Below are 15,022 nucleotides of genomic sequence, written 5' to 3' on the forward strand. Positions count from 1 at the left end.
CAGTTAGTTCAGGCCCAATAGATGGGCTGGATTGGTCTTGGACATCTGGTCGAGTTCTGATTGGGTGATGCCTAAACGCTTGAGGCCAGCGAAGTAGGCGATGAGGCCATCAGTGGGGATGGGGTTGTCGGCCTGACCGAGGTCGCTGGCGAGGATGCAGTGGGATGGGCCTATGGCGCGGATGGCCTTGACGTAATCGGCCAGCTCGAACTCTTTGAAGTGGCCGACGGTGCCGTTGTAGACGAATTCGATGTAGGCACCGAGGGATGCGGCTTGCTGCATCTGGGGGATGGACATGTGGATGGGGGCCATCATTGCGTGGGTTACGACGATGCGGTCGATGCCCTGGAGTTTGGCTTCGCGGATGAGGAGGAGATCTTCTTGCGGGGTGTTATGGCCGGTTGCCAGGGCCAGGTGGTACTTCGCGATGGTGATGATGACGGCCTTGGTCTCGAGAAGTAGCTCGCCGTTTTTTGAGATGGCTACGAAGGGGCGGGTGGTCTTTTCGGATCGCACCTGGGTTTCGGTGTCGAAGGAACCCATCCATACGATCTTGCCGTAGCCGCCGGACATCTGGGCCATGCGCTCGACTGCCGCGGGGTTCATGCCGCCTACGCTGAGGTTGAGGGCGATTCCACCGAAGACCTCAATGCCGGGAACCGCTTTGCGGACCAGGAAGGCTTGTGCGGAGGTGGAGTCGTAGTGGTTCTTGAGCACGATGGCGCGCATCCCCTGCTGCTTTGCGATGCGGGCTGCTTCGATGGCGTCGATGGAGCGGGGGACGACATCGGGCATGAAGTGCGCGTGGATGTCGATGACGCCCTCGAGCGGTCGGGCTGCCTCTTGTGCGTTTGCGTGTAGGGAGAACGCAAGGATAGCTGCCGTTGTGAGCAGGATGGCTTGTTGGACGATCTGTCTCGCGGACTTAGCTCTCATGGTTTGCCTTCCAATGCGAGAACAACTTCTTGCCAGGCGTGAAGCATACAGGTGTAGGGCACTGTCTGGCGACGGCAGTGCATGGTGTCCCGGCGAACTAGGAATCAATGACGACGGAATCATAGGGGTGGAAAGAAACTAATGTCAATCTGGATATAAATTTCCTAATGGTTTTTTCGGAGATAGAGCTGGCTACTAACGTTTATTGCAATTTAAAGCCATAAGACACGGCTCTATACGTTTTGTATTGTGCGAGTCGGCATCTGTTCATTTCGCTTTCATCAGTAATTGCTTGTTTTTGGATTGAAATAAGTTCTCTTTAGGGGATAGTCTTACCGCGTCCGTTGCGGTGGCTCTATTACGGTGGCATTCGAGGAGAGACGATGAAGAGATGGAAGCCTGTGGCTGCGGGTGCAGCTTTGGTTCTGGCTGTGGTGGGTGTTGCGAGTGCGCAGAATGCGGCGATTACGCCGCAGGAGTTTCGCGCGCCGCCTGAAGCTGCGAAGCCGCGGGTGTGGTGGCACTGGATGAGCGGCAATGTGACGCGGGAGGGGATCACGGCCGATCTGGAGTGGATGCACCGCGTGGGCATTGGTGGGTTGCAGATGTTCGATGGGGATATGGGGGTGGCGCAGTATCTGGAGAAACCGGTGATCTGGATGACGCCGGAGTGGAAGGCGGACTTCAGGCACGCGGGGGCGGAGGCTGAGCGGCTGCACCTGGAGATGTCGATGGCGGCTTCGGGTGGGTGGAGCGAGACGGCGGGGCCGTGGGTGAAGCCGGAGCAGGCGATGAAGAAGGTCGTCTGGAGCGAGATGGTGGTTAAGGGAGGGCGGCACTTTCATGGGGCGTTGCCGCAGCCGCCGAGGACGAATGGGCCGTTTCAAGGGCTGGGGTTGATTGATCTGCCGAATCCTCCGATGGTGGGTGGTGCGCCGGGGATCGCTCGCGCGAAGCTGGAGGAGGCTAAGGCAGATCCTACCTTTTATGCGGATACGGTGGTGCTGGCTTATCGGCAGCCGAGGGTGGAAGAAGAGGCGGTGAGGCTGCGGCCGAAGATTACGGCTAGTGATGCGACGCTCGATGTTAGGGCGATCAGTGACCGGAACTACGATACGGTGGGGCGGTTGAAGATGGCCGAGGGGAGTGATCGGGCGTGGGTGCAGTGGGAGTTTGAGCGGCCTGTGGGGGTGCGATCTTTTGTGTTGCAGATGACTCCTCCGCCTACTCGGCAGGCGGCTGCGCTGCCGAATGGGAAACTTGAATGGAGTATGGATGGGAGGCAGTGGACTAAGCTGCTTGCGCTGCCGGGCACGCCGCAGTACGTGGCTCTGATGGGATCGAGGACTTACTCGTTTGCTCCGGTGCAGGCGCGATTTTTTCGGATGATCCTGGAGCGTCAGGTCTTTGATCTGGATGCGCGGATGCGTGGCAATGTCGCACCGAACTTCTTTGACATTGTTCAGGCTGAGTTGAGTGTGGCGCCGCGTATTAATTTTTTTGAGGATAAGGCTAGCTTCGGTATTTATGTGGATCTGCCTGAGTCTCCTACTCCAGTTACTAAAGCTGGTGAGGCGATTGTGCCATCAGAGGTTGTCAATCTTACGGGGAAGATGCGGACGGATGGGACGCTCGACTGGGACGTGCCGGAGGGTGAGTGGGTGGTACTGAGGGTGGGGTACTCACTTACGGGGAAGAAGAATCATCCGGCTACTCCGGCTGCTACTGGATTTGAAGTAGACAAGCTAAGTGCCGAGCATGTGCGCGAGTATATGCAGACTTATACGGGCATGATCTCAGGGGCACTTGGTGAGAATTATGGGAAGAGCTTTCGATATTTTCTGATGGATAGCTGGGAGGCGGGAAGGCAGAACTGGACGGAGGATATGATCCCTGAGTTTGTGCGGAGGAGAGGGTATGATCCTACGGCTTATCTTCCAGTGCTGACGGGGAAGATCGTTGGTAGTGCGGCCGAGAGTGATGCGTTTCTTTGGGACTACCGTAGGACGATTGGTGAGATGCTGGCCGATAACCACTATCGGCTGGCTAAGGAGTTTTTGGCGAAGCAGTCGATTGGGCTGTATGGCGAGGCTATGGGGGTGGCCATGCCGACGACTGGGGACGGTCTGCTGAACAAGGGGCAGGTGACGGTGCCGATGGGGGAGTTCTGGACGCCGAAGCCGGGCGGCGTGGATATGGCGACGCGAGAGACGGATGTGGTGGAGACGGCTTCGGCGGCGCATATTTATGGGAGGCCGATTGCGGCGGCGGAGTCGTTTACTTCGATGCCTAGTACGCCGGGTTGGGGGCAGTCGCCTTTTTATCTGAAGGGGCTTGCGGATCAGAACTTTGCTCGTGGGATTAATCAAATTGTTTTTCATACGTCGGATCATCAGGCGTTCGTAGATGACAGGCATAAGCCGGGGATGACGCTGGGTTACTTTGGCCAGCATTATTCGCGCAATATTACCTGGGCCGAGCAGGCGCTGGCTTGGAATACTTATCTGGCGCGGTGTTCTTATCTATTGCAGAGTGGTGAGCCGGCGGCGGATATTGCTTACTTCTATGGAGAAGGTGCGCCGGTGACGGTGCCTTGGTGGAAGAGGTTTTCGCCTGCGCTGCCTAAAGGGTATGCCGTCGATTATCTGAACTCCGATGTGTTGTTGCATCAGGCCAGCGTGGTGGATGGAAAACTGGCGTTGAAGGCTGGGCCGCGCTATCGGGTGCTGGTGATTCCGGATGAAGAGACTAAGTTGACGCTGGCTATATTGCGGCAGGTTGCGGAGCTGGTAAAGGCCGGGGCGGTGGTGGTTGCGCCGCGGACGATTGGCTCGCCTAGTCTTGAGGATCGACCGCATATGGGTGAGTTGCGGAAGATTGCGAATGAGTTGTGGGGTAGTGGTGCGCATGGTTCTCATGCGTATGGGAAGGGCAGGGTTTATTGGGGGAGTTCGCTCGAGGAGGTCTTTGTGGCGGAGCATATTTCTCCGGACTTCTTGTATGGAAAGCCGCGAGTGGAGCGGGCTTATGAGTATCCGCTGCCGAATGCGCAGGCGGAGGATGTGGTGTGGATTCATCGTAAGTCGATGCCGGGGGATGCTTATTTTATCTCGAACCAGAGAGCGCAGTCGGAGGTGCTGCCTATTAGTTTTCGAGTGACAGGGAAGGTGGCTGAGTTATGGCATCCCGATACTGGAACGGTGGAGCCGGTGTCTTATAAGACTGAGGGTGGCCGTACGGTTGTGGATCTGCGACTGGGGCCGCTGGGGTCTGTCTTTGTGGTGTTTCGTGAGGCTGGTCCGGCTGAGAAAACTGTGCCGGAAGTGAAGACGGAGGAGCTAGTTAGATTGCCGGAAAACTGGAAGATTAGTTTTCCGCCTAAGCTGGGTGCGCCTGAGCAGGTGGAAGTGAAGAAGCTTGCTTCGTGGACAGAGAATAGTGATACGGGGGTGCGTTATTTTTCGGGGACGGCGACTTACTCGCAGGATGTGAGCTTGACGGAGAAGCAGACGCAGGGCGGGAAGATATTGCTGGAACTGGGGCGTGTGCGGGAGATCGCCGAGGTGACGGTGAATGGCAGGGAGATTCCGGAGACGCTTTGGAAGCCGCCGTTTACGGTGGATGTGACTGAGGCCTTGCGGGCGGGGGCCAATCATATTGAGGTAAAGGTGACGAACCTATGGCCGAACCGGATCATTGGGGATCAGCAGCCGGATGCGAAGGAGAAGTACACGTTTACGGTCTATGGTGCGTATCAGGCGGACTCGCCGCTGGTTGAGTCTGGACTGCTGGGGCCGGTGAGATTGGTGCGGGTGCGCTGATGGTTTGTGGGGTGCTCTGGGAAATGCGCTACCCTAGATGACATCTGTAATAGATTGGGTGTTATTGAAGGAGTCTATCCGTTGGCGCAGCCTAGAATACCTCGTCTCTATCTCATCCCTGTTTTGTGCAAGGCTCTCGATATTCTGGATCTGCTGGAGCGGGAGAAGAGCCGTGTGCCGCTCGAAGAGATATTCCAGAGGGTGCAGATTCCTAAGACTACGGTCTATCGGATTTTGAAGACGCTGGTGCATCGTGGGTATCTGGCGCAGTCGCCGGATGGACGATATCACGCGATCTCGCGCTCGAGGAAGATTCGCTTTGGGTTTGCGAGTCAGAGTGCGGCGATGCCGTTTTCGGAGGAGGTCACGACCAGCTTGCAGCTGGCGGCTACGCATAATGGGGTCGATCTGCAGATTCTCGATAACCAGTACAGCGCGGATGTGGCGCTGGAGAATGCGAAGAAGTTTGTGGCTTCGAATGTGGACCTGGTGATTGAGTTTCAGATTGACGATCGGGTCGCGCCGCGGATTGGGCACACGATTACGAGTGCGGGGATTCCTTTGATCGCGCTGGGGATTCCTCATCCTTATGCGGTTTACTTTGGCGTGGATAACTTCCAGGTGGGATTTGATGCGGGAGATTATCTGGCACAGTATGCGATCGAGAAGTGGAAGGGGAAGGTGGACTATGTGGTGGGGCTCGAGATTACCGAGGCTGGCTCGTTTGTGCAGAGTCGAGTCGCAGGTGCGTTTGATGGGGTTAGGAGGAGGTTGCCGAGCTTTCCGGAAGAGGGCTTTGTGCGGTTGGAGTGCAGCGGGATTCGGCAGAGAAGCTATAGCGTGATGGAGAAGTTTTTGAATGGGCATAAGGGGGCTAAGGTGCTGGTGGCTGCGGCTAACGACACGGTCGCGCTAGGGGCGTTGCGGGCGGTGCGGGAGTTGAAGCTGGAGAAATTCGTGGCGATTGTGGGGCAGGATTGTATTCCGGAGGCGCTCGAGGAGATGCGGGCGAATCGTGGTGGGTTGGTGGGGTCGGTCTCGCATGAGACCGATACGTATGGGCCGCGGCTGATTCAGTTGGGGCTATCAATGCTGAGAGGAAATGCGGTGCCGCCTTATAATTTTGTCGGCCACCAGGTTGTTACTCCGGCCAGTTTGAAGTAAATGCCGGAATATTCCTTGCAATTGCTCTGATATTTTACGGAATTTGAAGTAGGCTACTCTTATATCCATCAACCCAACTTATTTTTGCGTGCTCTCCAGAGGTGCTTGCGGAATGATGAAAGACAAGAAGTTTCTTGCCTCGCGATCTCTCGTTCTATTGTTGCTGATTTTCTCTGCTGTTTCTGCATGTTTTGCCCAAGGGCTGCCGAAGGTTAGGCTCTTCTCGACCGGCGGGACGATTCAGGGCTCGGGGCCGAATCGGGATGAGATCTCGAACTATAAGCCGGGTAAAATTTCTCCGAAGGAACTGCTCGAGAATGTTCCCGAGGCTAAGGCCGTCGCGGATTTGAGCTATGAGGAGATCTCCTCGGTGGGGAGCGGCGGTGTCAATACCAAGATTCTGCTGAAGCTGGCGAAGGCGATTAATGCGTGGCTGGCGCAGCCGGATTCGGCTGGTGCGGTGGTGACGCATGGCACGGCCACGATGGAGGAGACGGCTTACTTTCTGAATCTAGTGGTTCACTCGGAGAAGCCGGTGGTGGTGGTGGGTGCGATGCGTCCTTACACGGCTATCAGCCGCGATGGTCCGTTCAACTTGTATAACGCGATTCGCACGGCGGCCGATCCGGAGGCGCGGCGCAAGGGCGTGATGGTGCTGCTGAATGAGGAGATTCAGGCGGCGAGGGATGTTACTAAGACCAACACGGAGCGGGTGAATACGTTTGAGTCGCGGGACCTGGGGCCGATTGGCTTTTCGGATTCGGATCGGATTGTTTTTTATCGCAACCTTCTTTACAAGCACACTTATAAGTCTGAGTTCGATGTGAGTAAGTTGGATGAGCTGCCGAAGGTGGATATCGTCTATGGCTACCAGGAGGGCGAGCGGACGGCGGTGGATGCGTTGATCGCGGCTGGGGCCAAGGGGATTGTGCTCGATGACAGTGCACCGGGATTTGCCGATGCCGTGAAGGACGGGCGGGCCAAGGGCGTTGTCTTTGTGCAGAGCGATAGGAAGGGCAGCGGGCGTGTGATGGAGGATCCTGAGCTGAAGAAGGGGGTGGTCACTGCGGACAACCTCAATGCTCAGAAGTCACGCCAACTGCTGCGTCTTGCGCTGACCAAGACTACCGATATTAAAGAAATTCAACGCATGTTTGATGAGTACTGAGGCTGACTATGAAGATTGCCGTCATCGCTGCGCTTGCTGCTTTTACCGTTTTCTCTTCTGCGCCTATTGCTGCGCAGGAGATTCCAAATAATCTTCCTCCGATTACGAAGGACCAGTCGCATCTTCCGCATGTGGTGCTGATGTCGATGGGTGGGACGATCGCCAGTCGGGCGTCGGATCGGCTCAATATTACGAACTACGGCGGCAAGGGGATTCCCCGGGTGGATCCGCAGGACTGGGTGCACGATATGCCGGAGCTGGCGAATGTCGCTCGGATTACTACGGAGGATATGAGGCCGCCGGCTACTCGGACTGACTCGAGCGATCTGTTTGAGGATCTGCGCAGGGTGGCTAAGAGGCTGAATGAGTTGGCTAAGGACCCTGGTGTAGACGGGATCGTGGTGACGCATGGCACGAATACCATGGCGGAGTTTGCCTACTACATGGACCTGACGGTCGATACGGATAAACCTATTGTGTTTGTTGGGTCGCAGAGGCCTTGGACCGGCATCTCAGGCGATGGTCCGCTGAATCTTTATAACGCGGTGCGGGTTGCTGCTTCACCGATGGCTGGTGGCAAGGGTGTGTTGCAGTGCATGAACCAGAACATCAATACGGCGCGGGATGTGACCAAGGCCAGTGCGTATCGGGTGCAGACCTTCAGGGGCGTGGATGTAGGGGCGATTGGATTTGCTGATCCCGATAAGGTTGTCTTTTACCGAGAGCCTACGCGGAAGCACACGACGCAGTCGGCCTTTGCCGGGATGGACTATGCCACGTTGCCGCCGGTGGAGGTCTTTTATGCGTATACGGATGCGCCGGGTTATCTGATTGACGCCGCCGTGGAGCATGGGGTCAAGGGGATAGTGGTCGATGGTACGGGGGCGGGGTCGCCGACGGCCTCGGAGACTGAGGCGATTAAGCGCGCGCAGGCCAAAGGGGTGGTCGTGGTGATAACGGCCAGGGTGCATGGCGGGCGGGTGCAGGAGACGCCTCGGCGGACGGAGGCGCAATTGGTGAACGGCGATAACCTGCCGCCGGAGAAAGCGCGGCTGCTGCTTCAGTTGGCGCTGACGAAGACGAACGACTGGCGTGAGGTTAAGAAGTACTTCGACGAGTATTGATGGAGTAAGAAGGTTCGCCTGTCGTTCGCTTTGTTGATGCGGATGGCAGGCGATTTATTTTGCGGGGGTGGTGAGGGGAGTCTTCTGCAACGCGTCTTCTGTGCTGGGTAGATCGGTTGCGCCCGCGGGGAAGCTGTTCGCGCTGAGGATGTAGGCCAGGACGTCGGCGGTGTCGGATGGCGTGAGAGAGCCTGGAGCGGTGGCGGGCATCGTCTTCTGGATCTTGTTGAAGAGGACGAAGATAGGCTGGTCGGTGTACTTGGATAGGAACTCGTTGTCGACGAGCGGTGGGGCTTGTCCGACGCCGCCGAGGTCGGCGCTGTGGCAGGAGGTGCACTGCTTCGCGTAGAGCGCCTTGCCGCGGTCGGACTGAGCGGTAGAGTAGAGGGCCGCACCGGGGGCTGCATGGACCGGAGGCTGGCTGTAGAAGACTCCAGTGGCGAGCAGGGCGATGCAGAGTGTGGGGAGTCGTTTCACGAACATCGGAAGAATCTCCTGGTGTTTTTGCTATTCCGCTGATGCTCTCTATATCATCGCTGGCAAGAGACGAATGTGCCAGTCTTCAACGCATCCTTCAAAAGACATATTTCAAGGAGACGATATGAGCTTAGTTCGAGGGGGAGTTGTAGCAGCGGGAGTGTTCTTTCTGACCAGTGCGGTATCGTTCGCGGCGGCTCCGCCAGCCTGCGACAGCGATAACGGAGGGCTCAAGCTGCCGCCGGGATTTTGCGCGCAGGTGGTGGCGGATGGGTTGGGCGCGGCGAGACATGCGGTGGTGGCTCCGAATGGCGACCTGTATGTGGCGCTGATGGATGGCGGTGTCGTCGGGCTGCATGATGGTGATGGCGACGGCAGGTTTGAGGTGAAGGAGAAGTTTGGCACGGTGAGCGCGACGGGGATTGCGTTGCGCAACGGATACCTGTGGGTGGCGCATCCGACCGTGATTGAGCGATACAAGATGACGCCGGGGCAGTTGAAGCCGAGTGGGGAGGCGGAGGTGGTTGTAGATGGGCTGCCGACCGAGCATGAACATCGAGATAAAGGTCTGACCTTTGATGGTAAGGGCTCGTTCTTTATCAATGTCGGCTCGCCCTCGAATGCTTGTCAGTCGAAGGATCGGCAGCAGGGAATTGTGGGACAGGACCCATGCCCGATTCTTGAGCTGCATGGCGGGGTGTGGCGGTTCGATGAGACGAAGCTGCACCAGAAACAGGCGGATGGAGAGAAGTATGTGACTGGGCTGCGGCAGGAGCCGGCGATTGCCTGGCATGATGGTGCGGTCTACATTACGATGAACAGCCGCGACCAGATGGATACGCTGTGGCCGGGGAAGTTCGACTCCACCGAGAATGCGATGCGGCCTGCGGAGCCGATGTATCGTGGGGTGAAGGGGAGTAACTTCGGCTGGCCCTACTGCTACTTCGATTATGGACAGCAGAAGTTGCTGCTGAATCCGGAGTATGGCGGCGATGGGAAGACTGTTGGGCGGTGCAGTGCGTTTGCGCTGCCGGTGGCGACCTTTCCTGCTCACTGGGCTCCGGTGGACATGATCTTCTATAGCTCGGTGAAGAGTGCTTATGCGTTTCCGGAGCACTATCGCGAAGGGGCGTTCATTGCGTTTCATGGATCGTGGAATCGGGCTCCGCTGCCGCAAGAGCCAGCGAATGTGACCTTTCAACCGTTCGCGCATGGCAAGCCTGCGGGTAAGTATGAGATCTTTGCCAGTGGTTTTGCGGGGAAAGATCCGCTGATGAATCCCTCGGATGCGTTGGCGAGGGCAGACGGCGTGGCTGAGGCTCCCGATGGGACGCTCTTTATTACGGAAAGCCAGAAGGGGAAGGTTTGGCACGTCTTTTATACCGGTAAGAAGTAAGAGGCCGACGTGGATGTTGAGAGGTGTGGTCACTTCTCAACATCGACTTATACAGACTTTGGTCCTACCTGCGTCAGGTATTTGATGTACTCGGCGAATCTCTCGGGGACGACGCGATAGAAGACGTTGAGGCCGTCCTTGCGAGAGGTGATGAGGCCGAGGTCGTGCAGCACCCTCAAGTGATGCGAGAGTGTGGCGGGAGAGATGATGTGCTTGGCGTGCATCTCGCCGCAGAAGAGCTCGTCATGCTGTGCGATCTGCGTGTAGATGGCGAGACGGTTGGGGTCTCCCAGTGCCTTGCCGATCTGCGCGACCTCGACGTCCGTAATTCTTCCCATAACGGTTAGTTAATAAGACGCGCCAGATTCGTTTTGGAAGCAACTAGAATTTGTGAATCCATCTATTTCGACATTCATCTAAATACTCGGTAAGTGCCAAGAGTACCTGTAGATGGAGAACTCAAGATGTGGATCGTACGACTTGCTCTCAACAAACCTTACACCTTTATTGTAGCTTCGATCCTGATTCTGGTACTGGGCTTCAGTTCGATCGCTACGACGCCGACGGATATCTTTCCGAATATTGATATCCCGGTGGTCACGGTGATCTGGTCTTACTCCGGGCTGCCCGCGAAGGAGATGGAGGAGAGGGTGACTACCTTCAGCGAGTTTGTGATGGCCGTCGTGAATGACGTGAAGTCCATCGACTCGCAGACGACCAGCGGTGCCAGTGTTATTAAGATTTCGTTTCAACCACAGGTGCGGATTGACGCTGCGGTGTCGCAGGTGGGAGCGGCGGTTAACTCGATTCGGTTTCGGATGCCGGCGGGTGTCAATCCGCCGTGGATTCTGCGTTTCAGTGCTTCGACAGTGCCGATTATTCAGCTTGCGCTCTCGAGCGACACGCTCTCGGAGTCGGAGATTTATGACTACGGGCTCTTCCGGATTCGCCAGCAGCTAACGACGGTTCCGGGGACTTTGTTGCCTACTCCGTATGGCGGTGTGGCGCGGCAGATCATGGTGGATCTCGACCAGAATGCTCTGCTGGCGAAGGGGCTGACTCCGATTGATGTGACTGCGGCTATTAATGCTCAGAACGTTACGCTGCCGTCAGGTACGGCCAAGGTTGGCAATAGCGAATATACCGTCAGTACGAACTCTAGCCCTGTCGATGCGCTGATGTTGAATGATGTGCCGATTAAGACGGTCAATGGATCGCTGGTCTATATGCGGGATATCGCGCATGTTAGGGATGGTTGGTCGGTGCAGCAGAATGTGGCGAGAGCGAATGGGAAGCCTGCCGCGCTGCTGGCGATTATGAAGACGGGCTCTGTCTCGACGTTAGATATCGTCAACCAGATCAAGAACGATGTGCTGCCTGCGTCGCGTGCGGCTGCTCCTAAGGGGCTGAAGATTACGGAGTTGTTTGACCAGTCGGTCTTTGTGAAGGCTTCTATTGTCGGGGTGTTGCGCGAGGGGGCCATTGCGGCGAGTTTGACTGCGTTGATGATTCTGCTCTTCCTGGGGAGTTGGCGCAGCACCTTGATTATTGCGATCTCGATTCCGCTCTCCATTCTTAGCTCGATCATTGTGCTGAGTGCGATGGGCGAGACGATGAATACGATGACGCTGGGTGGGCTTGCGCTGGCTATCGGCATCCTGGTGGATGATGCGACGGTGACGATTGAGAATATTCACCGCCACATGGACTCGCAGCCGCTGAGAGAGGCTGTGCTGATTGGAGCGTCGGAGATTGCGACGCCTACGCTGGTTTCGACGCTGACGATCTGTATTGTCTTTGTGTCGGTTGTCTTTTTGACGGGGCCTGCGAAGTTTCTCTTTACGCCGATGGCGTTGGCGGTTGTGTTTGCCATGCTCGCGTCTTATGTTTTGTCGAGAACGCTGGTGCCGGTGCTGGTGAACTTCTTGCTTGGCGCTGAGCATAGCTTTGAAGGGCATCCCGAGGGAGACTTCACTGTCGATGTTTTGAATCATGCTCCGCGCTCTATCTTTGGACGGATCAACGATCGGTTCAATGAAGGGTATCTCTGGGTGCAGAGCCGCTACACTCATGCTCTTGAAGCTGTTCTAGGGAATCGAAAGACGGCGTTGATTGCTTCGATTGCGATTATGTCCACGGCGTTCGTTCTGCTGCCTTTTGTGGGGCGGGACTTCTTTCCTTCGGTTGATGCGGGACAGATTAAGTTACATATAAGGGCTCGGCCAGGGACGCGCATCGAGAGCACCAAGGTAATTTTCAGCCAGGTGGAAGATCAGATTCGTAAGGCGATTCCTGCGAATGAGATCGAGTTGATTACCGACAACATCGGGCTTACACCTGAGACCTTCAACTATGCCTTCGGGGATGGTGCGACTATCAGCAGCGCCGATGGCGAGGTGTTGATCGCGCTCAACAGCGAGCATCATGGGCCAACGCAGGAGTATGTGAAAGAGCTGCGGTCTCAGTTGCAGAGGCAGTTTCCGGATCTCACGTTCTTCTTCCAGCCTGCGGATATGGTCACGCAGATTCTGAACTTTGGACTGCCTGCGCCGATTGATGTTCAGGTACAGGGGTATGATCCGGGGAACTATGAGATTGCACGCCATCTGCGTGAGCGGCTGGCCACGGTGCCGGGTGCTGTCGATGTGCATATGCACCAGGTTGTAGATGCTCCCGATCTTCATCTTGATATTGATCGTGTGCGCGCGGCGCAGTTTGGTTTGACCCAGCAGGATGTGGCGAACAGCTTGTATATCTCGCTCAGCTCGAGTGCTGCGGTGCAGCCGAATTTCTGGCTCGATCCGAAGATGGGGATCACCTATACGGTTGCGGCGCAGACTCCGCAGTACAACATAGACTCCATCAACGCGATACAGAATACACCGATCCCGATTCATACTCTGGCGAATCGTACTGAGGTGCTGGGCAATATGGCGACGCTGTCTCCTGCTGTGCTGCCTGTCGTGATTAATCACCATAACGGTGCGCCGGTCTTCGATATCTTCGCGAATACGCAGGATAGCGATCTTGGATCGGTGGCGGCGAAGGTCAACAAGATCGTGAAGGAGGAGAGCAAGTCTCTGCCTCCAGGGACGAAGATTGTTGTTCGTGGCCAGGTGGAGAGTATGAATGAGGCGTTCAATCGTCTTGGCCTCGGGCTTACCTTTGCGGCGTTGCTGGTCTATCTGCTGATGGTCGTGAATTACCAGAGCTGGCTCGATCCATTCATTATTATCTGCGCACTGCCGGGGGCGTTCTGCGGTATTGTTTGGGCTCTCTTTCTTACGCAGACTACCTTCAATGTGCCTAGCTTGATGGGTGCGATCATGTCTATCGGTGTGGCTACGGCTAACTCGATTCTGCTGGTCACCTTTGCCAATGAGTTGCGTTTGAAGGGCATGGCTCCGCTTGAAGCTGCGGTGACAGCGGGTTATACGCGTCTGCGGCCGATCATTATGACTGCGTTCGCCATGATTATCGGCATGTTGCCGATGGCGCTTGGCATCGGTGAGGGAGGCGAGCAGAATGCTCCGCTCGCCCGGGCAGTTATCGGTGGCCTCGGCGTCGCAACTTTTGCCACACTCTTCTTCGTTCCCTTGATGTTTACCTTGATCCATGGAAGAAACGCCAGCACGACCCAGGAGGCCGCATGACACAGCAGATTGAAAACCAACCCAGCGAACAAAGACAGGGCATTCCTTCCGGAACAAAAGTAACCATTACAGGAGCATTTGCTCTGCTGCTGGTTCTGCTTGCCGTGGGTATCATCCCGCGTCTCGGACGTCAGCGAGCTGCGCTGGCCGCGGTGAATGAGTCTACTGTTACGCATCCCATTGTCTCGGTTGTTCATCCGAAGCAAGGGGAGCCTACTTCGGAGTTGTTGCTGCCGGGTAATATTCAGCCGCTCTATAGCGCGAGTGTTTATGCGCGGGTGGATGGCTATGTTGACCGTCGCAATGTTGACATTGGTGCGAAGGTGAAGGCTGGCCAAGTGCTGGCTGTTATCTCTGCGCCGGAGGTCGATCAGCAGCTCTTGCAGGCGCGGGCTACACTGGCGCAATCGCAGGCTACATTGCAGCAGGCTAAGGCTTCGCTGGAGCAGGCGAAGGCGAATGCTGAGCTTACGCGGTTGACTCGGGAGAGGGATCTTCCGCTTGGGGAGGAGCACGCTATCTCGCAGCAGATTGTGGATGAGGCTGTGCAGTCGCACAATGCGCGTGTGGCGGATGTGGCGGCGGCGAATGCCAATATTACTGCTGCTGAGGCAAATGTGACCGCGAACCGTGCCAATGTGGCGCGGCTGGAGCAGACGCAGGGCTTTGAGCGGGTTGTGGCTCCGTTCGATGGTGTGATTACTGAGCGCAATGTTGAACGTGGAGACCTTGTGGGTGCTGGTGGTGCCTCTGCCAGTAAGCCGCTCTTCTCTATCGCACAGAGTGGGACGCTGCGGATTCAGGTGGATGTGCCGCAGTCGCAGGCTGTCAATATTCAGGATGGCCAGAAGGCTACGGTCGATGTGAAGGAACGGCTTGGCCGTGAGTACGTTGGGACCGTGGTGCGCAGCGCCAGCTCGCTGGATAGCGCAGCGCGTACGATGCTCACCGAGGTGCAGCTCGATAACCGCGATGGATCGCTGCTGCCGGGGATGTATGCGCAGATCAAGTTCACGCTGGCGGAGAAGCGTGCTTCGTACATCATTCCTACGAGTGCTCTTGTGATTGATCGGGCGGGAATGCACGTAGTGACGGTTGCCAGCAATAGCACTGTTCACTTTGTGCCGGTCACGATTGGACGCGATATGGGGATACAGGTCGAGATCCTTAATGGGCTGACGGGTTCTGAGGCGCTTGTGGCCAGCCCCAGCGACCTGCTGAATGAAGGCCAGCATGTTGAGGTTCGGTAAGAACTGTTGCAGGTGGAGAGATGAGAAGGCATG

General features: G+C 56.6%; 10 protein-coding genes. 7 read left to right on the forward strand and 3 right to left on the reverse strand.

Translation table 11 applies throughout. From position 1 onward, the window contains the following. Window positions 1-3: 3 nt before the first annotated feature. On the reverse strand, window positions 4-936 hold the full coding sequence (locus tag FTO74_RS03700; protein WP_220399066.1) for a DUF6282 family protein: 933 nt from the start codon (window positions 934-936) through the stop codon (window positions 4-6). 383 nt (window positions 937-1,319) lie between these two features. Between FTO74_RS03700 and FTO74_RS03705 the strand changes: the two genes are divergently transcribed. The 4 genes from FTO74_RS03705 (at window position 1,320) to FTO74_RS03720 (ending at window position 8,213) form a co-directional block, all read left to right on the forward strand. Beyond that, on the forward strand, window positions 1,320-4,757 hold the full coding sequence (locus FTO74_RS03705; RefSeq protein ID WP_162536927.1) for a glycosyl hydrolase: 3,438 nt from the start codon (window positions 1,320-1,322) through the stop codon (window positions 4,755-4,757). An 81-nt stretch (window positions 4,758-4,838) separates the two neighbouring features. After that, a complete protein-coding gene (locus FTO74_RS03710; RefSeq protein ID WP_162536928.1) occupies window positions 4,839-5,921 on the forward strand; it encodes a substrate-binding domain-containing protein in 1,083 nt (360 codons plus the stop codon). A gap of 112 nt (window positions 5,922-6,033) precedes the next feature. After that, window positions 6,034-7,089, forward strand: coding sequence for a type II asparaginase (locus FTO74_RS03715; RefSeq protein WP_220399067.1), 1,056 nt, complete (start codon window positions 6,034-6,036; stop codon window positions 7,087-7,089). An 8-nt stretch (window positions 7,090-7,097) separates the two neighbouring features. Further along, window positions 7,098-8,213, forward strand: a complete 1,116-nt coding sequence (locus FTO74_RS03720) for an asparaginase (protein WP_162536929.1) — start codon at window positions 7,098-7,100, stop codon at window positions 8,211-8,213. Window positions 8,214-8,267: 54 nt separating this feature from the next. Here the strand turns inward: FTO74_RS03720 and FTO74_RS03725 are convergent, their stop codons facing one another. After that, the gene (locus tag FTO74_RS03725) at window positions 8,268-8,696 is read right to left on the reverse strand and encodes a cytochrome c (RefSeq protein ID WP_162536930.1); all 429 of its coding nucleotides are present in this window, start codon (window positions 8,694-8,696) and stop codon (window positions 8,268-8,270) included. A 118-nt stretch (window positions 8,697-8,814) separates the two neighbouring features. On the opposite strand from FTO74_RS03725, the gene FTO74_RS03730 reads away from it, so the two are divergent. Further along, entirely contained in the window at window positions 8,815-10,086 is a 1,272-nt protein-coding gene (locus FTO74_RS03730) for a sorbosone dehydrogenase (protein WP_162536931.1), read from the forward strand. A 47-nt stretch (window positions 10,087-10,133) separates the two neighbouring features. Here the strand turns inward: FTO74_RS03730 and FTO74_RS03735 are convergent, their stop codons facing one another. Further along, the gene (locus FTO74_RS03735) at window positions 10,134-10,424 is read right to left on the reverse strand and encodes a metalloregulator ArsR/SmtB family transcription factor (RefSeq protein WP_162536932.1); all 291 of its coding nucleotides are present in this window, start codon (window positions 10,422-10,424) and stop codon (window positions 10,134-10,136) included. A gap of 126 nt (window positions 10,425-10,550) precedes the next feature. Here FTO74_RS03735 and FTO74_RS03740 point away from each other — a divergent pair, with 126 nt between their 5' ends. Together FTO74_RS03740 and FTO74_RS03745 are read left to right on the forward strand one after the other, a co-directional pair. Continuing rightward, window positions 10,551-13,739 (forward strand): efflux RND transporter permease subunit, encoded by a 3,189-nt coding sequence (locus tag FTO74_RS03740; RefSeq protein WP_162536933.1) that lies wholly within the window; start codon window positions 10,551-10,553, stop codon window positions 13,737-13,739. Then, window positions 13,736-14,989, forward strand: coding sequence for an efflux RND transporter periplasmic adaptor subunit (locus FTO74_RS03745; protein WP_162536934.1), 1,254 nt, complete (start codon window positions 13,736-13,738; stop codon window positions 14,987-14,989). Before FTO74_RS03740 ends, FTO74_RS03745 begins: the two co-directional genes overlap by 4 nt. Window positions 14,990-15,022 lie beyond the last annotated feature (33 nt).

Source organism: Granulicella sp. WH15 (assembly GCF_009914315.1).
Lineage (GTDB): Bacteria > Acidobacteriota > Terriglobia > Terriglobales > Acidobacteriaceae > Edaphobacter.